This window comes from Pseudomonas sp. Pseusp88 (assembly GCF_047303955.1).
Taxonomy (GTDB): domain Bacteria; phylum Pseudomonadota; class Gammaproteobacteria; order Pseudomonadales; family Pseudomonadaceae; genus Aquipseudomonas.
On the sequence record NZ_JBGLYM010000007.1, the window covers coordinates 23,529 to 45,201 of the forward strand.

A 21,673-nucleotide genomic window follows, 5' to 3' on the forward strand; every position below is an offset into this window, starting at 1 on the left:
GCCTTGCAGCTCCTACAGAGGCTTCATTCCAATTCAGATAGCTGTGTTTGATTTACAAGAAAAAAAGGAACCCCCGTCGTGACCCCCACGATCGCTCAGAATGGCGCAGCCGGTATCGCCACCGCAGTCGCCAACAGCGTCCGTTACCAGGGCCGCAAGGCCAGTCGGCAAGGCAGCGAACAGCGTCGCCAGGACATTCTCGACGCCACCATGCGCATCGTCATCCGCGATGGCGTGCGTGCCGTACGCCATCGCGCCGTGGCCGCCGAGGCCAATGTGCCGCTGTCCGCGACCACCTATTACTTCAAGGACATCGATGCGTTGCTCACCGATGCCTTTTCCCGCTACGTCGAGCGCAGCGCAGCCTATATGGCCCGGTTGTGGAGCAATACCGAAGTCATCCTGCGCCAAATGGTCGCCCGCAGTGACGGTACTGCCGCAGCCCGTGCGTTGCTGGCTGACCAGATTGCCGTGATGGCCCATGATTACATTCGCCACCAGTCGTTGATCCGCCGCGATCAGTTGATCGCCGAACATGCCTTCCATCACGAAGCCCTGATCAACCCCAATCTGGCCGAACTGGTGACGGCCCATCAACAGATCCTGTTGCAGGGCACCTGCCAGTTTTTACAGGTGATCGGCTCTACTCAGCCGCTTCAGGACGCGCAAGTGTTGACGGCGATTATCCGGCGGATGGAGTATCAAGGCCTGTTGCATGGCCCGCAGCCGGAAGCGGATGCCGAAATACTCGCTATTCTCACTCGCCAGATGCGTCTGGTTCTGGGGACTGCCGCCTAGGAGATCGCGCTGTGTCGCTGACACTGCACCATCACACAGCACACACTGTGGGACCGGCTTTAGCCGGGAATGCGCCTTCCCGGCTAAAGCCGGTCCCACTGATGCCATTGATTGATATGGCGATGGGGTGTCTCAAGCATATATGGCGAGTAGCGGTGGTCCTGATACTTGTGACATTAAGCGGCTGCCTCGTCACCTTCACCGGCACTATCCCCGCCCACGACATCGCACCCCCGGCGCTGCTGGGCACCTGGACCAGCAAGAACGCCTGGGGCGAACCCCTGGAGCTGGAGATCAGCCGCGTTGGCGAAGGGCGCTACAGGGCCGTGAGCTATCGCAAGGGCGACCGCAAGAATCGCGACGAATACAGCATGACTGTGGCTGAGCATCACGGGCGCTGGTATCTGTCGACCGAACTGCCGGACAAATACGGCGGGCATTTCGTCATGGGTGGCTTCGAGCTGATCGGGGATGACCAGATGGTGGTCTATAGCCTCGACCCGCAGCGCTTCAAACAATGGGTCGAACAGAAGGCCCTCAGCGGCCAGAAGCTGGAAACCGACAAGGGTGAGGTATTGTTGATCGACAGCCCCCTGGAGCAGGTTTTCGGCTATCTCGACGACCCGGCCAATTCCGATGTTTTCCTCGATGCCGCGCATTACCAGCGCGTGCCCAAGTAGGGCAATACAGCTGACCAACCAAGGAGTAGCGGGTGGACGATTACCAACAGACTATTCGAGCATTGTCAGACCGCATCGTGCAGGCCCAGACGCCGATCCGTGTACTGGATGCGGTGAAGTGGGATGACAGCATTCGCAAGGACTTCCTCGCCGCCAAGGGCAAGGCCATGCCCAAGGTCGACCGGGCCTACTACGAGGGCCGCCCGCTGGCGTTCGATTCCAGTGCGGTGAAACTGGAGTTTCAGAACATCGAGCGTGACATCACCCGGCGCCTGGGCCAGTTCAGCCCGGTAGGGCAGATCATGCGGCGCATGTGCAAGGAATACCGCATGGTCATCCGCATGCTTGAAGCCCGGGGCACCGCGGATTTCGGCCTGATCTCCCAGGAACTCTACGGGGCTGCGTCCGATGCTTTCCATGCAGGGGATCCGACCCTGGCCGACCTGGGCATGATGCTCTCCGATTATCTGAACAATATTGCCGGGCGCGGCGATCTCAAGGACGAAGCCAAGACCCTCACCGCCAAGGATGCCGTGGCCATGCTGCAAAGCCGCCTGAACAAGGTGTTCGGCGAGGCCGAGGAAACCATCCGGGTGTTCGAGTCCGACGGTATCGTCGCTGATGCTGCGGCGGGCGCGGATTACATCAAGATCCGTTCCGATGCCATGTTCAACGAACGCGACGTCCGCGCACTGGAGGTACATGAAGGCTTGGTCCACGTGGGCACCACGCTCAATGGTCAGAACCAGCCAATCTGTACCTTCCTCGCCAAGGGGCCGCCTTCGTCCACTGTGACTCAGGAAGGGTTGGCGATTCTCATGGAAGTCATCGGCTTCGCCTCCTATCCCAGTCGCCTGCGCAAACTGACCAACCGCACCCGCGCCATTCACATGGCCGAGGAGGGCGCGGATTTCCTGCAGGTCTTCGAGTTCTATCGTGAACAGGGCTTTGGCATGCCGGAAAGCTATGGCAATGCCAGCCGGGTCTTCCGTGGATCGGTGCCGGACGGGATGCCATTTACCAAAGACTTGTCCTACCTCAAGGGTTTCATCATGGTTTACAACTATATTCAGCTCGCCGTGCGCAAGGGCAAGCTGGAACAGGTGCCGCTGCTGTTCTGCGGCAAGACCACCCTGGAGGACATGCGGACCCTGCGCCAACTGGTCGATGAAGGCCTGGTAGTGCCGCCCAAATACCTCCCTGACCAGTTCCGCGACATGAATGCCCTGTCGGCCTGGATGTGTTTCTCCAACTTCCTCAATCACCTGAGCCTGGATCGGATCGAGGCGGATTATTCCAATATCCTGTGATGGCCTGTTGGGTTTTTTCTGTGGGACCGACCTCAGCCGGGAATACCTCTTTCCGGTCAAAGCCGGTCCCACAGGTAATCGTTATCGAGGGGCCTGCCGTTGAAGCCATTCATCCTGCTGATACTGCTGGCCCTGAGTGGTTGCAGTTCGATGCTGTTCTACCCGGAACCGGGCTTGCCGTTCACGCCGCAAAAGGCTCACCTGCAATACCGCGATATCACCCTGACTGCCGCTGACGGCACCCATCTGCATGCCTGGTGGCTACCCGCCAAGGAGGGTGTGGCGGTCAAGGGCACGGTGCTGCACCTGCATGGCAATGGCGGCAACCTGGCCTGGCACCTGGGTGGCAGTTGGTGGTTGCCGGAGCAGGGCTATCAGGTCTTGCTGCTGGACTATCGCGGCTACGGTTTGTCCGAGGGCGAGCCAGGCCTGCCAGCGATCTATCAGGATATCGATGCCGCGTTCAACTGGCTCGACAGTGCCCCCGAAACCCAGGGCAAACCGCTGGTGGTGCTGGGGCAGAGCATCGGCGGCGCGCTGGCGGTGCATTACCTGGCCGAGCATCCTCGTCAGCGTCAGCGCCTCAAAGCGTTGGTGCTGGATGGCACGCCAGCCAGCTACCGCGACGTAGCGCGTTACACACTGGGTACATCCTGGCTGACCTGGACCCTGCAGACGCCGCTGTCCTGGCTGATTCCTGACGCTGACAGCGCAATCAATGGCATGGCGCAGTTGCAAGGGACGCCCCTGTTGCTGTTCCAGAGCATGGACGACACCCTGGTACCGATGGACAACGGCATCACCCTGTACAAGGCGGCGCCGCTGCCACGGGTGCTGCAACTGACGCGTGGCGGCCATGTGCAGACGTTTGCCGACCCCACCTGGCGCCAGGTCATGCTGCGGTATCTCGATGACCCGCAGCACTTCAACGGTCTGCGCCGCCTGGGCGAGATACCCAACTACCCCGAATCGAATTCGCAAACGAGCAAGCCTGAGACCCCTAATGACTGAAGAACGTAACGCCATCCCGATGGTTATCACCGGCATCTGCACCATCATCGGCACCGTGGGTGCCCTGTGGTACTACGGTTACCTGCACTTCGCCAAGCCGGAGGATGCCCTGCTGCTCAACCAGTTCACCATGCTCATGGCCGCGCCGGGGGAGGAATACAAGATCGCCATTGAACCTGCCGTGGAAGTGGCACAGTGTATTGACGGCGTGCTGGTGCTGTTCAATACAGAGAAGAAAGGCTTGTCGGGGGTGCTGATCAACGAGAAGAAGCAGGCGGTTCGTTGCGCGGGAGAGGAGACGCCGAAGAAGGTGTTGCCTTAGAGCGCGGGAATCAACGGCAGGATGGAATTCTGTGGAAGCGAATTCCTGTAGGAGATCCTGCTCCGTCTTCAACGCCATGCTGCCGCGCAGCAAACACTTGGCAGGGCGCAAGAGCGAATACTGTGGGAGCGAATTCATTCGCGAAGGGGCCATTACATCCGATAAACATCTATCGCCTGAAAGTCCGTCTTCGCGAATGAATTCGCTCCCACGTAATTACTCTCATTCAAGGCGCCCCCATACAGGGATGGGGGGCGTTTTGTCAGTGCATCGAAGAGCGTGGCGCCACTGGCTGGTTATCGTTGGAAATAGTCACTTCCACCCGACGATTCTGTGCGCGCCCCGAGTTGCTGGTGTTGTCGGCAACCGGGTATTCCTTGCCATAACCCTGGGCCACGATACGGGCCGGGTCGACACCCATGCGTATCAGCGCCATGCGCACGGAGTCGGCGCGACGCTCGGACAGTGACTGGTTATAGCTGGCGGAACCGGTGCTGTCGGTGTAGCCCTCGACAATCACCTTGCGGTCCGGGTTCTGCTGAAGGAACTGGGCCAGCGAGTTGACGTTGGTCAGGCCGTTGGGCTTGAGTTCGGCGCGATTGTAGTCGAACAGCACGTCGCCGAAGGTCACCAGGGTGCCGCGTTCGGTCTGTTTGGCGTTAAGGCTGTTTTTCAGCGCGGCGATCTGCGCGTCGCGGGCATCCAGGCGCGCCTGGGCGCGCTGGGCAGCGGCGTTTTTCAGCTCTTCTTCAGCGGAGCGCAGGGTAATGGTCTGCTTGGCCAGTTCTACCCGTTGATTGGTCAGGTAGGCCATTTGATTGACCTTGGCTTCATTCTCATGATTGCGGTAGGCCATATCGGTCTTGTCCAGCCAGTCGCTGGCGTCTTTGGTTTCCAGAGCGGCCACTTTGGTCGCCTGAGGATTGCTTTGCAGCGCGGTGAAGTTGGCGCGGGCCTGTTCCAGATTCTGGTTGGGCGGCGTCGCACAGGCAGCCAGACCAACACTCAGGGCCAGCAGGGCAGGGATCATCAATTGCTTACGCATAATATTCGTCCTTCAAATCGATAGTGAATGCATGAAAGCGTCGCGGAACACGGCGGCTTATTGCGCCGGTTGCACCTGGCGCATGCTTTCTTCACGCAGTTCATTGACTCCCTGGCGCGCGTCATCCAGCGCTTTCTGCGCCTTGGCCGCCTGGGACTTGCGCTCGGCTACCCGGGCATCCCATTCGGCTTGTTCGGACAGGCGACGGGCCTCGTCATATTTCTGATCGTGCATGGCCACTTCGGCCTGCTTGAATTTGTCCTGGGCGGATTTCATTTCCACGGCGGCGTATTCAGGGCCACCGGCGCTCACGGCGCTGTTCACGGCGGACTGAGTCACGGCGTACTGTTCGGTCGGTGGGTTGCCTGCGCAACCGGCGAGAACGAAGCTGGCGCCCACCGCCAACGCGGCCAACTTGAGCCCGCGAAGGCGTGAGTACGTGGATTTGGCTGTGCTGGTAGTCATGGTGGTCAACTCCATTGTGTTGCTCCAGAAATCTCGATTTTCCATGACCGGGGTAAAAAGGTTCCCTGTCATGGTTATTGGCTGGGACCTGCCGGGTTTTTGAATAGTTCAGAGTTATTTCCCACTAAACAGTCAGCTTTTATTCCCTTTCATACTTTTGACGTTGATCTTTTGACGCGTTTTTCATCGACCCTGATTGCCTTGATGTACTTGTATCTGCCAGGCGCTGTGGTCATTCTGGAAGGCGATTTGCTGATCTGTTCGTCCATCGACAACAAGGAAAAAGGGACCATGGCCGATATCGATGTGCGTTTACGTGAAGACGTCCACCTGCTCGGCGAACTGCTGGGCAACACCATCCGCGAGCAGCGTGGCGCGGATTTTCTGGAGACCATCGAGCGCATCCGCAAGGGCGCCAAGGCCGGTCGACGTGGCTCGGCGGCCGGCACTGAGCAACTGAGTGCCAGCCTCGACGGTCTGAGCGAGGATGAGTTGCTGCCGGTGGCGCGGGCGTTCAACCAGTTCCTCAACCTGGCCAATATCGCCGAGCAATATCAGTTGATTCGCCGCCGCGAAGAGTCCCAGGAACAACCGTTCGAATCGGTGATCCTGCCGCAGTTGCTGGAGCGCCTTAAAGCCGCCGGCCAGGCGCCGCAAGCCCTGGCCCGGCAACTGGGCAAACTGGAAATCGAACTGGTGCTGACTGCGCATCCCACTGAAGTGGCGCGCCGCACGCTGATCCAGAAATACGACGCCATTGCCGCGCAACTTGCGGCCCTCGACCACCGTGACCTGAGCGGTGCCGAGCGCGAACAGATCACCCAGCGTCTGCAGCGGTTGATCGCCGAGGCCTGGCACACCGAAGAGATTCGCCGCACCCGGCCAACCCCGGTGGATGAAGCCAAGTGGGGCTTTGCAGTGATCGAGCATTCCCTCTGGCAGGCCGTGCCCAATTACCTGCGCAAGGCTGACCTGGCTCTGCATGCCGCAACCGGCCTGCACCTGCCCCTGGAAGCCGCCCCGATCCGTTTCGCCTCGTGGATGGGCGGCGACCGTGATGGCAACCCCAATGTCACCGCCGCTGTGACCCGGGAAGTCTTGCTGCTGGCACGCTGGATGGCAGCCGACCTCTACCTGCGCGATGTTGATCAACTGGCTGCCGAACTGTCCATGCAACAGGCCAGCGACGAATTACGTTCGGCGGTGGGTGACGACAGCGCCGAGCCTTATCGCGCCGTACTCAAGCAACTGCGCGAGCGCCTGCGCGCCACCCGCAACTGGGCGCATAGCTCCCTGAGCAGCACGCAAGTGGCGCCGGAAGCGGTCCTGCACAGCAATCGCGAGCTGCTGGAGCCATTGCAACTGTGCTATCGCTCGCTGCATGAGTGCGGTATGGGCGTGATTGCCGATGGTCCGTTGCTCGACTGTCTGCGTCGGGCCGTCACTTTTGGCCTGTTTCTGGTGCGCCTGGATGTGCGTCAGGATTCGACCCGTCATCGCTCGGCACTGACCGAAATCACCGACTACCTCGGCCTGGGTCGCTACGAAGACTGGGACGAGCAGGCGCGTATCGATTTTCTCCTGCGCGAACTGAATAACCGGCGACCCTTGCTGCCCAGCCATTTCAAACCGGCAGCGGATACGGCCGAAGTACTGGCGACCTGCCGTGAAGTGGCGATGGCCCCCGAGGCGTCCCTTGGTTCCTACGTCATTTCCATGGCCGGGGCCGCCTCGGACGTGCTGGCGGTGCAACTGCTGCTCAAGGAAGCCGGGCTGCTGCGTCCGATGCGTGTGGTGCCACTGTTCGAGACCCTGGCCGACCTGGATAACGCCGGGCCGGTCATCGAGCAGCTACTGGGCCTGCCGGGCTATCGCGCACGCCTGCATGGCCCTCAGGAAGTGATGATCGGTTATTCCGACTCGGCCAAGGATGCCGGTACGACGGCGGCGGCCTGGGCGCAGTACCGGGCCCAGGAAAAACTGGTGGAAATCTGCCGTGCGCAACAGGTCGAACTGCTGCTGTTCCATGGTCGCGGCGGCACCGTTGGACGTGGCGGCGGCCCTGCCCATGCGGCGATCCTGTCGCAGCCGCCGGGTTCGGTGGCGGGGCGTTTCCGCACCACTGAACAGGGCGAGATGATTCGCTTCAAGTTCGGCCTGCCGGACATCGCCGAGCAGAACCTGAACCTGTACCTGGCTGCGGTATTGGAAGCGACCTTGCAACCTCCACCGCTGCCGGAGCCGGCGTGGCGCCAGATGATGGACCAACTGGCCGCCGATGGGGTCAGCGCCTACCGCGCGGTGGTGCGGGAAAACCCCGAATTCGTCGAGTATTTCCGCCAGGCCACGCCCGAACAGGAACTCGGCCGCCTGCCCTTGGGCAGCCGTCCGGCCAAGCGTCGTGAAGGCGGGGTTGAAAGTCTGCGGGCGATTCCGTGGATCTTCGCCTGGACCCAGACTCGCCTGATGCTGCCCGCCTGGCTCGGTTGGGAGTCCGCATTGAGCAAGGCTCTGGAGCGGGGCGAGGGCAAGCTGCTGGGGCAGATGCGTGAGCACTGGCCGTTCTTCCGCACGCGTATCGATATGTTGGAGATGGTGCTGGCCAAGGCCGACAGCGATATTGCGCAGATGTATGACGAACGTCTGGTGGAGCCTGGACTGCGCCATTTGGGCTCGCATTTGCGCGACCTATTGTCGCAGGCGTGCCAGGTTGTGCTGGGCCTGACCGGGCAGACGCAACTGCTGGCCCACAGCCCGGCTACTCTGAATTTCATTGGCCTGCGCAATATTTACCTGGATCCGCTGCACTTGCTTCAGGCCGAACTGCTGGCCCGTTCACGAACTCGCGAAGCGCGTCTGGACAGCCCGTTGGAACAGGCTTTACTGGTGTCTGTTGCGGGGATTGCCGCTGGGTTGCGCAACACCGGCTGAGTCGTTTTTCCGACTATTGTCAGACAAGGTACGCCAAGGCCTTGTCTGGCAAGGGGTGGTGGATCGCCAAAAAAATGGCGGGTCAGGGCGTCGCAGGTTAATCCACTACCATATAGCGGCTATTGTACCTTCGGTTAGTGCGACCTTAGGCGGCTTGTGCCACCTGTGTCTGCTGTGTATCTTGATCAGCCTTTGGCCGTTTGGCCGAGACCTGTTTTTAGCGATTGGCCCCAAGAGGCGAATCCTGCGTTTTTATATAAAAATTGAGGAGCACATCGATGCGCGTAATCCTGTTGGGAGCTCCGGGGGCCGGTAAAGGTACTCAGGCGAAGTTCATCACCGAGAAGTTCGGCATTCCGCAAATCTCCACTGGCGACATGCTGCGCGCAGCGGTCAAGGCTGGCACCGAGCTGGGCCTGAAAGCCAAGAGCGTGATGGACGCCGGCGGCCTGGTATCCGATGACCTGATCATCGGCCTGATCAAGGACCGCCTGAGCCAGCCTGACTGTGCTGGTGGCTGCCTGTTCGACGGCTTCCCGCGCACCATTCCACAGGCTGAAGCCCTGAAAGCCGCTGGCCTGGCCATCGATTTCGTGGTCGAGATCAAGGTTGATGACGAAGAAATCGTCCAGCGTATTTCCGGTCGTCGTGTGCATGAAGGTTCCGGCCGTGTCTACCACACCACGTTCAATCCGCCGAAAGTCGAAGACGTGGACGATGTGACGGGCGAGGCGCTGGTACAGCGCAAGGACGACGTCGAAGAGACTGTTCGTCACCGGTTGTCGGTCTACCACTCCCAGACCAAGCCACTGGTGGATTTCTACGAGAAGCTCGAAGCCCAGGACGGCACACCCAAGTGCAGCCACATTGAAGGCGTCGGTTCGGTTGAGTCGATAACTGCCAAGGTTCTCGAAGCCCTCCAGCCTCGCTGAGAGAAACGCCAGTAGTGAACAACGGCCCGCTTGCGGGCCGTTTTGCGTTTACAATGGCGCACTTTTTTATCGACCATGGATACCCCCGATGACCACCCTGCTGGCCCTGGATACCGCCACTGAAGCCTGTTCGGTTGCCTTACTGCATGACGGCAAGGTGCTGAGCCACTATGAGGTGATTCCACGCCTGCACGCCCAGCGCCTGCTGCCGATGATCAAGACCCTGCTGGCCGAAGCCGGTATTGGCCTGAATGCTCTGGATGCGATTGCCTTTGGCCGCGGTCCGGGTGCCTTTACCGGCGTGCGCATCGCCATTGGTGTGGTTCAGGGCCTGGCCTTTGGTCTGGAGCGCCCGGTATTGCCGGTGTCCAACCTGGCGGTACTGGCCCAGCGCGCTTATCGCGAGCACGGCGTTCGCCAGGTGGCCGCAGCCATCGATGCACGTATGGATGAGGTGTATTGGGGCTGCTATCACGAAGTCAGTGGGGAGATGCACCTGCTGGGCAGCGAAGCCGTCCTGCCGCCAGAGCGCGCCGCATTGCCGGTGGACGCCAGCGGTGAGTGGTTCGGTTCCGGCACCGGCTGGGGCTATGCCGAGCGCATCGCCGTCAAACCCACTGCCATGGACGCCAGCCTGCTGCCCCACGCTGAGGATCTGCTGACCCTGGCGACCTTCGCCTGGCGGCGTGGTGAAGCGATCGTCGCCGATCAGGCTCAGCCGGTTTATCTGCGCGATCAGGTCGCGACGCCTAAAGCGCGGTGATATCAGGCCGATAGCATGGTAATGGCGATGCAATAGCACTTATCGGCCTAACTTCGTCGATAAGCGACCTTTCATCGCCAAACCCGCGATTCAGAGCCCCTGCCTGAACTCTTTTTCAAGATGTGTGGTCTAGTTATCGTTCGGAGAATTGCCAGGGGGCACTCCGTGACGTTAAATTGCCACTATCTAATAAAGTAGAGAACGCCGTTATGCGTATAGACGGACCCTCAGCACGCTCCTACCCGATAAAGCGCAAGCCGCGTAAAGGCTCTGCGACGGTCGAAGGCACCTTCGAAGAAGTAGTAGACAGTGATATCGAGGTTCCTGCGCAACCTGCCAACACTTCTCGCCGGCAAAGTGCCGGCGGCGCCCAGTCAGCGCCTACTCCCAACGTGCCTGCTCGTCAGCAAGACATTATCTTTCCCCGCTCCATGAGCCGCCGCGTCGCAACCGCCCTGGCCAGTTACCTTAATACGGCCAGTTTCGTCGATTGGGATCTGGAAGTGTCGGGGCTCGATCTGCACGTTTGAACAGTCTGCCTTATTACATCGGTTGTCCGTCCTGGGGTGATAACGCCTGGCGCGGCTCGTTGTATCCGCCACACACCCGCAACAATGAAATGCCCGACCTGTATGCTCAGGTCTTCAATGCCGTCGAAGGCAACACCACATTTTATGCCCGTCCCGCCGCCTCCACGGTGCAGCGCTGGGCGCAAGTGTGGCCGGAACATTTTCGTTTCACCGCCAAGTTCCATGGTGATATCAGCCACGGCGGTGATCTGCGCGATCGGCTGCCGGCCGCCGAGGAGTTCATGCAGTTGCTGGCGCCCCTGGGAGCCCGGGTCAGTCCATTCTGGCTGCAACTGTCCGCCAGCTTCACGCCCAATCGCCTGGGAGAACTGGCAGCCTTTATCGATGCACTGGACTGCCCGCTTGCGATAGAAGTGCGCAACATGGCTTTCTTCGACAGGGGCGATGACGAGCGCATGCTCAACCGGCTGTTGCTCGATCGAGGCGTGGAGCGCATTTGCCTGGACTCGCGGCCTCTGTTCAGCTGTGTTTCCAGAGATCCAGCGGTGCTCCACGCACAATCGAAAAAGCCCAAGGTGCCAACGCGTCCTGCCGCCATGACGCAGTTTCCGCAAGTGCGCTTTATCGGCCATCCCTTGCTGGAGGCGAACGACCCGTTTCTCGCCCCCTGGGTCAGCAAAGTCGCCGAGTGGATCGAAGAAGGGCGCACGCCTTACGTGTTCCTGCATACCCCGGACAATATCCAGGCGCCGGAACTGGCACGGCGCTTTCATCAACAGTTGATGACGCGATTGCCTGGCCTGGCACACCTGCCAGAGCTCAAGCCTGAGGTCGAGCAACTGGGTCTACTCTGACAAAACCTGTACATGTGGCTACCCTGTGTAGAACATTTCCCTGGGAGTATGCACATGGATTCGCTGCAACGGCTTCGTGCCCACACATTCAAAGCGCTGCATGAGCGCAAAAGCGCTTTTATCGTTGCCAATCCCTGGGATGCAGGTTCCGCCAAGCTGTTGGCCGCGATGGGGTTTGAAGCGCTGGCGACCAGCAGTGCGGGCCTGGCCTTCAGCCTGGGGCGTACCGATGGTGACGGCGGCCTCAGTCGTGATGAAACCCTGGAAAACATCAGGCAGATCGTGGCCGCCACCGCCTTGCCCATCACCGCCGACCTTGAAAACGGCTTTGCCGATAGCCCCGAGGGCTGTGCCGAGAATCTACGCCAGGCCATTGCCTGCGGCATCGTCGGCGCCTCCATCGAAGATGCCAGCGGTCTGGCCGAGGCGCCAATCTATGAGTTCGAGCACGCCGTGGAGCGGGTCAAGGCCGCCGTGGCGGTCGCCCGCAGCATGCCGTTCCCCTTTATGCTCACCGCCCGTGCGGAAAACCTGCTGCATGGCCGCATGGATTTCGCCGACACCCTGCGGCGCCTGGAAGCCTACGCCGAGGCCGGGGCGGATGTGCTGTATGCGCCGGGCTTGCAGACACGGGATCAGATCGCTGCCGTGGTCAAGGCGGTGTCGCCCAAGCCGGTCAACGTGCTGATGGGCCTGGACGGGGTGGCGTTGTCGGTGCGCGATCTGAGCGAGCTGGGCGTCAAGCGCATCAGCGTCGGCTCATCCCTGGCTCGGGCGGCGTTTGGCGGTCTGCTGAGAGCGGCCGAAGAAATGCGCGACCACGGCACTTTCACCTATGCCGAACAGGCGATGCCATTTGCCAGGTTGAATGGGTTATTTAAAGATTAAGCCGTTGGAGCGAGGCTTGCCCGCGAATCATTCGCTGCGGTGTGTCTGAAAAAGACCGGGTCGTCATCTTCGCGGGCAAGCCTCGCTCCAACGGGTGTAGACCTTAGGCAGCCATCCGCAGATTCTGCAGAATGATCGGACGTGCCCAACCGCTATCGAAGTTGAGCGCGCGCTGTTGTTCGGTCATTTCGTGCTCGCTGAACGGCTCGGCAGGCGGTGGCAGCAGGTCCCATTCGAATTCGGCAATCGGCAGGTGCAGAGGTTTTGGCTGCGGGCCTGGGCCTGGGTTGACGCTGTCGTCGTACGGGTTGAGTACATTCGGGCGGACCCAATTGTTCTCGATATCCAGATGACGCTGCTGGGCAATCATGTCGCTGATGCTGAAAGGCTCGGGAGCCGGTGGCAGCAGGTTCATTTCGAATTCGGCGATCGGCAGAAACAGCGGCTCCGGCGGCTTGCGCTCGGCATCCACGACCGGGCAGGCGCGCTGCTCGACAATCTTGCCCAGCACTTGCGCACCGGCAACCGGCTCGCCGGTGCTGCTGTCGACGCTGACGCTGAAGGTCGGGGCAGCGGGTTCGTTGGCGTTATCGTCGACACCCTGGGCCATCGCCCGGCTGAACGCATCCTGCCACAGCTGCGTAACGCCGCCGAGCACACGGGTATTGGGTACGCTGTAATCGCCAGCGTAGGCCAAGTAACCGATTGAGGATGAGGTCTGAATGTCTGACATAGCGCTCAGTACATACCGTGGGTTCTGGCAAAATGCCGGATACTTTGTTTATCGGCAGTTTTTGCCAATCATTAATACTTTTTTGAGCGTGTGGACACACAATGAGTGAGCAACAAGCGGGCAGTCGAATCCGGGTCGAAGCCCTGGCCGGTCAGGGCCAGGAGCAGGCCGCCAAGTGGGCTGCACGCCTGGGTTTGCCGCTGGAGGATGACAACGCCGACTTCGCCTTGCAGGTCGGCAATGATGGCTTGCAGCTACAGCAACTGGGCGACGATGTGCCCGGCCCGGTACGGGTGGACTTCGCCGAAGGCGCGGTGGCACACAGGCGTCTGTTCGGTGGCGGCAGCGGGCAGATGATCGCCAAGGCTGTCGGTATTCAGCCTGGCGTGCGGCCCAGCGTGCTCGACGCCACGGCGGGGTTGGGCAAGGATGCTTTCGTTCTGGCCAGCCTGGGCTGCGAAATGAGCCTGATCGAGCGTCAGCCGATCATTGCCGCGCTGCTGGAGGACGGCCTGGCCAGGGGGGCCAATGATGTCGACGCAGGCCCGATTATCGGCCGCATGCGCCTGCTGACCGGTAACTCCATCGAACTGATCCGCGCCTGGGAAGGTACGCCGCCCCAGGTGATCTACCTTGATCCCATGTTCCCCCACCGGGAAAAAACCGCGCTGGTGAAGAAGGAAATGCGCCTGTTTCGCCCGTTAGTAGGTGATGACATGGATGCCCCGGCTCTACTGGAGGCCGCACTGGCCCTGGCCAGCCACCGGGTGGTGGTCAAGCGCCCGCGCAAGGCGCCGTGCATCGACGGGCCCAAGCCCGGGTATGCGCTGGATGGCAAATCCAGTCGTTACGATGTTTATCCGAAGAAGGCTCTGAAAACCTGAGCGACGCAACCATTTGAATTGGAATACGGTTTCTGTAGGAGCTGCCGAAGGCTGCGAAAGCGATGTATCAGGTAGACCCAATCGCAGCCTTCGGCAGCTCCTACAGACCCGAGTTCACAGCCTGAACCGTGATGTCAGGCCTGATACGCCCGCATAAACAACCCCACCACATCCTGCACATGCTGCTCTTCGGTGGCCGGATCGAGTTCGTCGCACAGGCCGATCATCAGGCGGAAATTGCACGCGCCCTTGAGCAGGCTGAAAAAGTGCTCGGCCGCAGTTTTCGCCGAAGGGAAGTGCAGGGCGCCGCATTCCTGGATCTGCACCAGTACCCGTTCCATTTCCGTCAAAAGGCGTTGCGGCCCGGCCTCGAAGAAAATTTTCGACAGCTTGGGGTCCTGGCTGCCCAGTGTCACCATCAGGCGGTGCAGCTCAATCGACTCGGCGCTGTTGGCCAGGGTATTGAAGCCACGACCGATACTCAGCAGTACGGTCTCGACCGACTGGCCGCCGTTGAGGTTGAAAAACAATTCCGGAATTTGCTCTTCACAACGGGCCACCACGGCGGCAGAGAACAGCGTCTCCTTATCGGTGAAATGGTTGTACACCGTGAGCTTTGACACCCTGGCTTCGGTCGCCACGGCATCCATGCTGGTATTGGCATAGCCGTTACGCACGAACAGATTTTTCGCGGCCTCGAGTATGGCCTGGCGTTTGGCCAGGTCCTTGGGACGGCCGGGGCCGGATGCACCTGCAGAATTGTCGGACATAAACGTTTTAATAGTGGACTCTTGAGTTCGGTAATTCTTACTATACTGGCAAGTACAATTATTCCAAGCTCAGACTGCAAAGGTCTTCACTATGTTGCGCGATGCCTTGTCTCTCATCCTGCCAATAAGCCTGGTGTCGTTGCTGGCCGCCTGTGGTCAGCAAGCTGCGCCTCCTGCCAGCATTCGTCCCGCCATGGTAGTGCAGCCGCTGCCATCCTCACAGTCGGCAGACAGTTATCCCGGTGAAGTCCGCGCCCGTTTCGAGCCGGATCTGGCCTTCCGCATCGGCGGCAAGGTCAGCAAGCGCCTGGTCGAGGAAGGCCAACGGGTCAAGGCCAATCAACCCCTGGCCGAGCTGGATGCCCAGGACGTGCGCCTGCAACTGGACGCCACCCGCGCCCAGGTTGCGGCTGCCGAGGCCAACCTGCAGACGGTACGTTCCGAGCGTGACCGCTATAAGGCGTTGGTGGACAAACAGATGGTCAGCCATTCGCAGTTCGATAACGCCGAGAATCTCTATCGCGCAGGTGAAGCCCGGCTCAAGCAGCTCAAGGCCGAGCTGACCGTTGCCGACAATCAGACCAGCTACACCGTATTGCGTGCCCAACAGGATGGTGTGGTTACCAAGCGCCTGGTGGAGGTCGGCCAGGTGGTGGCCGCCGGGCAAACCGTATTTACCCTGGCAGCCGATGGCGAGCGGGAAGTGTTGATCGGCCTGCCGGAACAGAGCTTCAACCGTTTCAAGGTCGGCCAGGCGGTGTCGGTGGAACTGTGGAATCAGCGCAACCAACGCTTCCAGGGGCGCATCCGCGAACTGTCGCCGGCCGCCGATCCGCGTTCACGCACGTTCGCCGCACGCATTGCCTTCAGTAGCGGCAAGATCCCCGCCGAACTGGGCCAGAGCGCCCAGGTGTTTATCCAGGCCGAACAGGCGGTGCCCCTGGCGGTGCCACTGTCGGCGCTGACCGCAGAAAACGGCAATACCTATGTCTGGCAGTTGCAGGCCGACGACACCCTCAAGCGTATCCCCGTACAGGTTGGCCCTTACGGCCAGGAAACCGTGCCGGTGCTCAAGGGCCTGGCCGCCAGCGACTGGGTGGTTGCGGCGGGCGTGCATGTATTGCACGAAGGGGAGAAGGTCCGTCCGGTGGATCGTAATAATCGCACGATCAAGCTGGCGGCGAAGGAGTAGGCACGGATGCGTTTCAATCTTTCAGAATGGGCGCTGAGTAACCGCCAGATCGTGTTGTACCTGATGATAGTCCTGGCTCTGGTTGGGGCTATGTCCTACACCAAGCTGGGGCAGAGCGAAGACCCTCCGTTCACCTTCAAGGCCATGGTCGTACGTACCCTGTGGCCCGGCGCCAGCGCCGAGGAAGTGGCACGCCAGGTTACCGACCGTATTGAAAAGAAACTGATGGAAACCGGCGAATACGAGCGCATCAGTTCGTTCTCCCGGCCCGGCGAATCGCAGATCATTTTCGCGGCCCGGGATTCGATGCTGTCCTCGGCGCTGCCGGACCTGTTCTATCAACTGCGCAAGAAGACCGGCGATATCCGTCAGACCCTGCCCCAGGGTATTCAGGGTCCGTTCTTCAACGATGAGTTCGGCACCACCTTCGGCAATATCTACGCCCTGACCGGCGACGGTTTCGACTATGCCGTGCTCAAGGACTACGCCGACCGCATCCAGATCCAGCTGCAACGGGTCAAGGACGTCGGCAAGATCGAGTTGATCGGCCTGCAGGACGAGAAGGTCTGGATCGAGCTGTCGAACGTCAAGCTGGCCACCCTCGGCCTGTCCCTGCAAGCCGTGCAGCAGGCTCTGGAAGCGCAGAACGCGGTGCAGGCCACCAGCTTCTTCGAAACCCCCACCGAGCGTGTGCAGTTGCGAGTGAGCGGGCGTTTCCTGTCGGTGGATGAGATTCGCAACTTCCCCCTGCGCGTCGGCGACCGAACCTTGCGTATCAGCGACCTGGCCGAAGTGCATCGCGGTTTCACCGATCCGCCGTCGCCGCGCATGCGTTTCATGGGTGATGACGCCATCGGCGTCGGGGTGTCGATGAAGAATGGCGGGGATATTCTCCAATTGGGTCATGCGCTTGAAGGCGAGTTCGAGAAGATCCAGCGCAACCTGCCGGTGGGTATGCAACTGCGTAAGGTCTCCGATCAGCCGGCGGCGGTGAAAACCGGCGTCGGCGAGTTCGTGCAGGTCTTGGCCGAAGCCCTGGGCATCGTCCTGTTGGTAAGTTTTTTTTCCCTCGGCATGCGTACCGGTTTGGTGGTGGCACTGGTCATTCCACTGGTACTGGCCATGACCTTCGCCTGCATGTTGTTCTTCGGCATCGGTCTGCACAAGATTTCCCTGGGCGCATTGGTGCTGGCTCTAGGCCTGCTGGTGGACGATGCGATCATCGCCGTAGAGATGATGGCGATCAAAATGGAGCAGGGTTTCGATCGTCTCAAGGCCGCCAGTTTCGCCTGGACCAGCACGGCTTTCCCCATGCTCACCGGGACCCTGATCACCGCCGCAGGCTTCCTGCCCATTGCTACGGCGCAGTCCAGTACCGGCGAATACACCCGTTCGATCTTCCAGGTAGTGACCATTGCCCTGCTGGCTTCCTGGGTGGCGGCGGTGGTGTTCGTGCCCTATTTGGGCGATCGGCTGCTGCCGGACCTGGCGAAGATTCACGCGGCCAAGCATGGCAGAGGTTCGTCTGATCCCTACGACACCAGGTTCTATCGTCGTGTGCGCGGGGCCATCGAGTGGTGCGTACGCTGGCGCAAGACGGTAATCGTGCTGACCGTCGGCCTGTTCGTGCTGTCGATCCTGATGTTCAAGTTCGTGCCGCAACAGTTTTTCCCGGCCTCGGGGCGGCTTGAGTTGATGGTCGACCTGAAGCTGGCCGAAGGCGCCTCGCTCAATAACACCGCCGATCAGGTCAAGCGCCTGGAAGTGATGCTCAAGGACAAGGTCGGCATCGATAACTATGTGGCCTATATCGGCACCGGCTCGCCGCGTTTCTACCTGCCGCTGGATCAGCAACTGCCCGCTGTGAGCTTTGCCCAGTTCGTTGTGCTGGCCAAGACCATCGAGGATCGCGAGGCCCTGCGTACCTGGTTGATCGATGCCCTGAACGAGCAGTTCCCGACCCTGCGTTCACGAGTCACACGCCTGGAGAACGGCCCGCCTGTGGGCTATCCGGTGCAGTTCCGCGTCTCTGGCGAGCACATTGAGGAAGTCCGTGCCCTGGCACGCAAGGTTGCCCTCAAGGTGCAGCAGAACCCCCATGTGGCCAATGTCCATCTGGACTGGGAAGAGCCGAGCAAAGTGGTGTACCTCAACGTCGATCAGGACCGCGCCCGGGCTTTGGGCGTGACCACGGCGGACCTGTCGCGCTTCCTGCAAAGTTCCCTGACCGGCTCCAGCGTCAGCCAGTACCGTGAAGATGACGAACTGATCGAGATCCTCCTGCGGGGCACGCCGCAAGAGCGCCAGCAACTGGGCTCCCTGGCCAGTCTGGCAATTCCTACAGCCAATGGCGCGAGTGTCTCACTGTCCCAGGTAGCAACTCTGGAATATGGCTTCGAGGAGGGCGTTATCTGGCATCGCAATCGCCTGCCAACAGTGACGGTGCGCGGTGATATCTATGGCAAGGAACAGCCGGTAACCCTGGTCAAGCAGATCCTGCCGACCCTGGATGACGTGCGCGCGCAGTTGCCGGACGGCTATCTGCTGGAAGTGGGCGGTACGGTGGAGGATTCCGAGCGCGGGCAGAAATCGGTGAACGCCGGGGTGCCGCTGTTCATCGTGGTCGTGCTGACCCTGCTGATGGTGCAACTGCGCAGCTTCTCGCGGATGTTCATGGTCTTCCTCACTGCGCCCTTGGGGCTGATCGGCGTGACCCTGTTTCTGCTGGTATTTAACCAGCCGTTCGGCTTCGTTGCCATGCTGGGTACCATCGCCCTGTCGGGGATGATCATGCGCAACTCGGTGATTCTGGTGGATCAGATCGAGCAGGACATCGCGGCAGGGCTGACCCCCTGGAACGCCACCGTCGAAGCTACGGTAAGGCGCTTCCGGCCTATCGTGCTGACTGCTCTGGCGGCGGTGCTGGCCATGATTCCGCTGTCGCGCAGCGTGTTCTACGGGCCGATGGCGGTGGCGATCATGGGCGGGCTGATCGTCGCGACGGCGCTGACGCTGTTGTTTCTGCCGGCGCTGTACGCGGCGTGGTTCAGGGTGAAGAAATAAGCGAGTGTGCGGTTGGTTGAAAACTATGGGACCGGCTAAAGCCGGTCCCACAATTTGGGTCACAGATTTCGGTCAGGTTGAGCGATGCTCGCTGATCAGGTTCAGCAACTCATCGGCCAGGGCCTTGGCCATATCGATCAGGTACAGCCCGGCAAATGCCAGATTGCGATCGGAACCCGTGTGTTGGTCGCCCGCTTCATAGATCACCGCAGCCGCGCATCGCAGCAGGTCGAACAGGCGAGTCAGGAGTTCTTCAAAGGTGTGGGGTGGATCGGGGACGAGCTTTTTCATGGTTAAAACTCTTGTGTATGGCTTGGAGCCATTCTCTTGCCGTTTCCACGCGGCGAGAGGGTGGCAGCTATGAACGGGGTGGAAAACCGAGTCACAAGCACCCCGGCCAGACCGAAGTCTGCCCGAACATAGCCGCCATAATTTACTGCTCATTGGCAAGTAATTTTGTGACGCTTATACGCTTGGTAAGAGACAGGTTTCCACACCCGGCCACTGATTTTCAGCGGCGGAACGCAGGCTAATTCCTGAATTTGACCGGCACAAGCGGGGAAAGATTGTTTAGGAAGTTTCACTCAAAGGATAGAGAGCGGTCCTTCGGAATCGTCTCATTTGATGTGCTCAAAACAGCAGCGGGTGGTACATGACTACCTGAATTAACAACATTCTGTGGGACCGGCTTTAGCCAGGAAGGCGCTTTCCCGACTAAAGCCGGTCCCACATCAAGAATGCATTTCAATCCGACGTTACAACGCCCCAAACACCTTCTTCGCCAGACTGGTGGCGGCAGCGGCCGGGTTGGCGCGGATGCTTTCTTCCTGTTTGGCGATCATTTCAAACAGGCCATTGAGCGCCTGTTCGGTCACGTAGCTTTCGACATTGGCCGACTTGCTGTCGATCACGCCGAACGAGGCGGCCTGGCTGGCGAAGGCGTTGTACTTTTGGGCGACTCCGACCTTGTCGGTGGCTTGCTTGACGATAGGCAGAAACTTGGCGCGGATCTGTTCGCGGCTGGTCTTGTCCAGGTACTGGGTGGCCGAATCCTTGCCACCGGCCAGGATGCCCTTGGCGTCGGACACGCTCATTTTCTTCACGGCATCGACCAGCAGGGCCTGAGCCTGTGGCACTGCCGCTTCGGCAGCCTGGTTCATGCTGGTTTCCAGTTGATCGACCTGCTCACCCATGCCGAACTGTTTCATTTTCTTGGCGGCCTTGCCGAGGTTGCCGGGAAGCTCGATGCGCACATCCTTGTTGTTACTGAAACCGCCGGGCACGCCCAGTTGTTTGACCGCAATCTGCGCGCCCTGGCTGAGGGCGTCTTTCAGGCCGCCGGTGGCGTCGGACTGCGACAGGTCGCCGAGGGACAGGGCAAAGGCATTGGCCGACAGCAGCAGACCGGTGCACAGGGCGGCGAAACCAAGGGAGGAGCGGAACATGTGGGCATCCTTTTTTAAAAGCTTTCTTGAAAATTCGAGGCAGCGTCATTACAGGATGGCGCTGCTCTGCACGGAAGATCCAGGCGTCAGCGGGCCGGATTCAGGCGAATACGCAGCGGCTGTGGATCCTTGCCGTTCAACTGTACGCCATGCCGTTCGGTGGTGACGAATAGAAGTTGGCCATCCGATTCGATTCGAGCGCTGATTGCGTACTGATGGCCGGGATGGATTTGCGTCGGATCGTAGTGCAAATGAAAGGGCAACGGCACCTGGCCTTTGACCGGGCCACTTTGCTGGGCCAGGACCAAAGCAGGAGCATCGGCCATGGAAACGTCCTGCAGGCTGACGCTCAAAGTGGCTGACGCCGGCAGGGCCATGCGTTGCAGGTAGAAGACTTCGCCGTCGAGCGTTGCCTGACCGGAAGGTTGCAATGAGCTGCACGCACTGAGCAGGGCGGTTATCAGCAGTAAGGTAAGTTTTTTCATGGGCCTATCCATATTTCGGTTGCGCTGGCGGGGAGCTTGCGCGAGGGGCCGGAATTTATAGGATTTGCCCGCGCGGATCAGCACCTGAGATGTCCTGTTACATAGTCTAGGCAAGTTGCAGGGCGGGCGCTTGCGGTAGGGGAGCAGGGGCGGCACATCAAGTGGATATGCCGCCCGGGTTCGATCAGCCGTTGACTTGAACGACCTGAATTTTCAGGCCGGTCTGATCAGCGTCGGTCAGTTGCACGTAGTGGACTCTGTCGTTGATCCACAGCAGGCGGCCTTGCAACTCGATGCGGGCCTCCAGTTCGTAGTCACGGCCTTGGGGCAGCAGCCTGGCGTTATAGCCAAGTTCGAAAGGCAGCGGCACTTGTCGGGCTACGTCGGTTTGGCTGACGGCAATGACCGTCGATGCCGCGTCCTGCACGGTGACATCGTTCAGTCTGACTGTCAGGGTGCAGCCATCGGGTAAGGCGATTCGTGGCAGGTAATAAACTTCGCCCTGAAGGCGGGTCACTTGTTCGCTGGACATTTCAATTTCCTTATTGAAAGAAGTGCCGAAACGGGCACGA

General features: G+C 60.3%; 22 protein-coding genes. 14 read left to right on the forward strand and 8 right to left on the reverse strand.

Going from position 1 to position 21,673, the window contains the following annotated elements; genetic code table 11:
* Positions 1-78 precede the first annotated feature (78 nt).
* From ACCD02_RS11385 to ACCD02_RS11405, 5 genes are all read left to right on the forward strand, one after another.
* On the forward strand, positions 79-798 hold the full coding sequence (locus ACCD02_RS11385) for a TetR/AcrR family transcriptional regulator (RefSeq protein WP_413301413.1): 720 nt from the start codon (positions 79-81) through the stop codon (positions 796-798).
* A gap of 122 nt (positions 799-920) precedes the next feature.
* Positions 921-1,478 (forward strand): hypothetical protein, encoded by a 558-nt coding sequence (locus tag ACCD02_RS11390; protein WP_413301836.1) that lies wholly within the window; start codon positions 921-923, stop codon positions 1,476-1,478.
* Positions 1,479-1,510: 32 nt separating this feature from the next.
* On the forward strand, positions 1,511-2,788 hold the full coding sequence (locus ACCD02_RS11395) for a flavohemoglobin expression-modulating QEGLA motif protein (protein ID WP_413301415.1): 1,278 nt from the start codon (positions 1,511-1,513) through the stop codon (positions 2,786-2,788).
* Positions 2,789-2,938: 150 nt separating this feature from the next.
* Entirely contained in the window at positions 2,939-3,799 is an 861-nt protein-coding gene (locus ACCD02_RS11400) for an alpha/beta hydrolase (RefSeq protein WP_413301838.1), read from the forward strand.
* Positions 3,792-4,121 (forward strand): hypothetical protein, encoded by a 330-nt coding sequence (locus tag ACCD02_RS11405; protein WP_413301417.1) that lies wholly within the window; start codon positions 3,792-3,794, stop codon positions 4,119-4,121. The genes ACCD02_RS11400 and ACCD02_RS11405 overlap by 8 nt, the downstream gene beginning before the upstream one ends.
* A 262-nt stretch (positions 4,122-4,383) precedes the next feature.
* On the opposite strand, the gene ACCD02_RS11410 is transcribed toward ACCD02_RS11405, so the two are convergent.
* Both ACCD02_RS11410 and ACCD02_RS11415 read right to left on the reverse strand, forming a co-directional pair.
* On the reverse strand, positions 4,384-5,166 hold the full coding sequence (locus ACCD02_RS11410) for an OmpA family protein (protein WP_413301419.1): 783 nt from the start codon (positions 5,164-5,166) through the stop codon (positions 4,384-4,386).
* A 57-nt stretch (positions 5,167-5,223) separates the two neighbouring features.
* The gene (locus ACCD02_RS11415) at positions 5,224-5,646 is read right to left on the reverse strand and encodes a DUF4398 domain-containing protein (RefSeq protein WP_259105800.1); all 423 of its coding nucleotides are present in this window, start codon (positions 5,644-5,646) and stop codon (positions 5,224-5,226) included.
* Positions 5,647-5,922: 276 nt separating this feature from the next.
* Here ACCD02_RS11415 and ppc point away from each other — a divergent pair, with 276 nt between their 5' ends.
* From ppc to ACCD02_RS11445, 6 genes are all read left to right on the forward strand, one after another.
* Positions 5,923-8,562, forward strand: a complete 2,640-nt coding sequence (gene ppc / locus ACCD02_RS11420) for a phosphoenolpyruvate carboxylase (protein ID WP_413301841.1) — start codon at positions 5,923-5,925, stop codon at positions 8,560-8,562.
* Positions 8,563-8,840: 278 nt separating this feature from the next.
* Complete coding sequence (adk, locus tag ACCD02_RS11425) at positions 8,841-9,494, forward strand: adenylate kinase (protein ID WP_413301421.1); 654 nt, start codon at positions 8,841-8,843, stop codon at positions 9,492-9,494.
* A gap of 88 nt (positions 9,495-9,582) precedes the next feature.
* Positions 9,583-10,257, forward strand: coding sequence for a tRNA (adenosine(37)-N6)-threonylcarbamoyltransferase complex dimerization subunit type 1 TsaB (gene tsaB, locus ACCD02_RS11430; RefSeq protein ID WP_413301423.1), 675 nt, complete (start codon positions 9,583-9,585; stop codon positions 10,255-10,257).
* A 209-nt stretch (positions 10,258-10,466) separates the two neighbouring features.
* Positions 10,467-10,787 carry a hypothetical protein gene (locus ACCD02_RS11435; protein ID WP_413301425.1) on the forward strand — a complete coding sequence of 107 codons (321 nt, stop codon included), beginning with the start codon at positions 10,467-10,469 and terminating at the stop codon, positions 10,785-10,787.
* Positions 10,784-11,641, forward strand: a complete 858-nt coding sequence (locus ACCD02_RS11440) for a DUF72 domain-containing protein (protein ID WP_413301427.1) — start codon at positions 10,784-10,786, stop codon at positions 11,639-11,641. Before ACCD02_RS11435 ends, ACCD02_RS11440 begins: the two co-directional genes overlap by 4 nt.
* 54 nt (positions 11,642-11,695) lie before the next feature.
* Positions 11,696-12,529, forward strand: a complete 834-nt coding sequence (locus tag ACCD02_RS11445; protein ID WP_413301429.1) for an isocitrate lyase/PEP mutase family protein — start codon at positions 11,696-11,698, stop codon at positions 12,527-12,529.
* A gap of 103 nt (positions 12,530-12,632) precedes the next feature.
* On the opposite strand, the gene ACCD02_RS11450 is transcribed toward ACCD02_RS11445, so the two are convergent.
* Positions 12,633-13,262, reverse strand: a complete 630-nt coding sequence (locus ACCD02_RS11450) for an energy transducer TonB (RefSeq protein WP_413301431.1) — start codon at positions 13,260-13,262, stop codon at positions 12,633-12,635.
* Positions 13,263-13,363: 101 nt separating this feature from the next.
* Between ACCD02_RS11450 and ACCD02_RS11455 the strand changes: the two genes are divergently transcribed.
* Positions 13,364-14,146, forward strand: coding sequence for a class I SAM-dependent methyltransferase (locus ACCD02_RS11455; protein WP_413301433.1), 783 nt, complete (start codon positions 13,364-13,366; stop codon positions 14,144-14,146).
* Between the two features lie 134 nt (positions 14,147-14,280).
* Here the strand turns inward: ACCD02_RS11455 and ACCD02_RS11460 are convergent, their stop codons facing one another.
* A complete protein-coding gene (locus tag ACCD02_RS11460; RefSeq protein WP_413301435.1) occupies positions 14,281-14,916 on the reverse strand; it encodes a TetR/AcrR family transcriptional regulator in 636 nt (211 codons plus the stop codon).
* A 91-nt stretch (positions 14,917-15,007) separates the two neighbouring features.
* On the opposite strand from ACCD02_RS11460, the gene ACCD02_RS11465 reads away from it, so the two are divergent.
* Both ACCD02_RS11465 and ACCD02_RS11470 read left to right on the forward strand, forming a co-directional pair.
* Positions 15,008-16,108, forward strand: coding sequence for an efflux RND transporter periplasmic adaptor subunit (locus tag ACCD02_RS11465; RefSeq protein ID WP_413301437.1), 1,101 nt, complete (start codon positions 15,008-15,010; stop codon positions 16,106-16,108).
* A gap of 6 nt (positions 16,109-16,114) precedes the next feature.
* Positions 16,115-19,171 carry an efflux RND transporter permease subunit gene (locus tag ACCD02_RS11470; protein WP_413301439.1) on the forward strand — a complete coding sequence of 1,019 codons (3,057 nt, stop codon included), beginning with the start codon at positions 16,115-16,117 and terminating at the stop codon, positions 19,169-19,171.
* A gap of 72 nt (positions 19,172-19,243) precedes the next feature.
* Here ACCD02_RS11470 and ACCD02_RS11475 read toward each other — a convergent pair whose 3' ends face one another.
* The 4 genes from ACCD02_RS11475 to ACCD02_RS11490 form a co-directional block, all read right to left on the reverse strand.
* Positions 19,244-19,462, reverse strand: a complete 219-nt coding sequence (locus ACCD02_RS11475) for a DUF6124 family protein (RefSeq protein ID WP_413301441.1) — start codon at positions 19,460-19,462, stop codon at positions 19,244-19,246.
* Between the two features lie 464 nt (positions 19,463-19,926).
* Positions 19,927-20,616, reverse strand: coding sequence for a DUF4197 domain-containing protein (locus ACCD02_RS11480; RefSeq protein WP_413301443.1), 690 nt, complete (start codon positions 20,614-20,616; stop codon positions 19,927-19,929).
* Between the two features lie 86 nt (positions 20,617-20,702).
* Positions 20,703-21,101: a YbaY family lipoprotein gene (locus ACCD02_RS11485; protein WP_413301445.1), complete on the reverse strand. Its 399-nt coding sequence runs from the start codon at positions 21,099-21,101 to the stop codon at positions 20,703-20,705.
* A 184-nt stretch (positions 21,102-21,285) separates the two neighbouring features.
* On the reverse strand, positions 21,286-21,633 hold the full coding sequence (locus ACCD02_RS11490) for a YbaY family lipoprotein (RefSeq protein ID WP_413301447.1): 348 nt from the start codon (positions 21,631-21,633) through the stop codon (positions 21,286-21,288).
* Positions 21,634-21,673: the final 40 nt, after the last annotated feature.

What these genes read in the sequence shown, in the direction of transcription:
- ACCD02_RS11390 (WP_413301836.1), top strand. Translation starts at nt 921, where the DNA reads ATGGGGTGTCTCAAGCATATATGGCGAGTAGCGGTGGTCCTGATACTT.
- ACCD02_RS11400 (WP_413301838.1), top strand. Translation starts at nt 2,939, where the DNA reads ATGCTGTTCTACCCGGAACCGGGCTTGCCGTTCACGCCGCAAAAGGCT.
- ACCD02_RS11405 (WP_413301417.1), top strand. Translation starts at nt 3,792, where the DNA reads ATGACTGAAGAACGTAACGCCATCCCGATGGTTATCACCGGCATCTGC.
- ACCD02_RS11410 (WP_413301419.1), bottom strand. Translation starts at nt 5,166, where the DNA reads ATGCGTAAGCAATTGATGATCCCTGCCCTGCTGGCCCTGAGTGTTGGT.
- ACCD02_RS11415 (WP_259105800.1), bottom strand. Translation starts at nt 5,646, where the DNA reads ATGGAGTTGACCACCATGACTACCAGCACAGCCAAATCCACGTACTCA.
- ppc (WP_413301841.1), top strand. Translation starts at nt 5,923, where the DNA reads ATGGCCGATATCGATGTGCGTTTACGTGAAGACGTCCACCTGCTCGGC.
- adk (WP_413301421.1), top strand. Translation starts at nt 8,841, where the DNA reads ATGCGCGTAATCCTGTTGGGAGCTCCGGGGGCCGGTAAAGGTACTCAG.
- tsaB (WP_413301423.1), top strand. Translation starts at nt 9,583, where the DNA reads ATGACCACCCTGCTGGCCCTGGATACCGCCACTGAAGCCTGTTCGGTT.
- ACCD02_RS11435 (WP_413301425.1), top strand. Translation starts at nt 10,467, where the DNA reads ATGCGTATAGACGGACCCTCAGCACGCTCCTACCCGATAAAGCGCAAG.
- ACCD02_RS11445 (WP_413301429.1), top strand. Translation starts at nt 11,696, where the DNA reads ATGGATTCGCTGCAACGGCTTCGTGCCCACACATTCAAAGCGCTGCAT.
- ACCD02_RS11450 (WP_413301431.1), bottom strand. Translation starts at nt 13,262, where the DNA reads ATGTCAGACATTCAGACCTCATCCTCAATCGGTTACTTGGCCTACGCT.
- ACCD02_RS11455 (WP_413301433.1), top strand. Translation starts at nt 13,364, where the DNA reads ATGAGTGAGCAACAAGCGGGCAGTCGAATCCGGGTCGAAGCCCTGGCC.
- ACCD02_RS11460 (WP_413301435.1), bottom strand. Translation starts at nt 14,916, where the DNA reads ATGTCCGACAATTCTGCAGGTGCATCCGGCCCCGGCCGTCCCAAGGAC.
- ACCD02_RS11465 (WP_413301437.1), top strand. Translation starts at nt 15,008, where the DNA reads ATGTTGCGCGATGCCTTGTCTCTCATCCTGCCAATAAGCCTGGTGTCG.
- ACCD02_RS11470 (WP_413301439.1), top strand. Translation starts at nt 16,115, where the DNA reads ATGCGTTTCAATCTTTCAGAATGGGCGCTGAGTAACCGCCAGATCGTG.
- ACCD02_RS11475 (WP_413301441.1), bottom strand. Translation starts at nt 19,462, where the DNA reads ATGAAAAAGCTCGTCCCCGATCCACCCCACACCTTTGAAGAACTCCTG.
- ACCD02_RS11480 (WP_413301443.1), bottom strand. Translation starts at nt 20,616, where the DNA reads ATGTTCCGCTCCTCCCTTGGTTTCGCCGCCCTGTGCACCGGTCTGCTG.
- ACCD02_RS11485 (WP_413301445.1), bottom strand. Translation starts at nt 21,101, where the DNA reads ATGAAAAAACTTACCTTACTGCTGATAACCGCCCTGCTCAGTGCGTGC.
- ACCD02_RS11490 (WP_413301447.1), bottom strand. Translation starts at nt 21,633, where the DNA reads ATGTCCAGCGAACAAGTGACCCGCCTTCAGGGCGAAGTTTATTACCTG.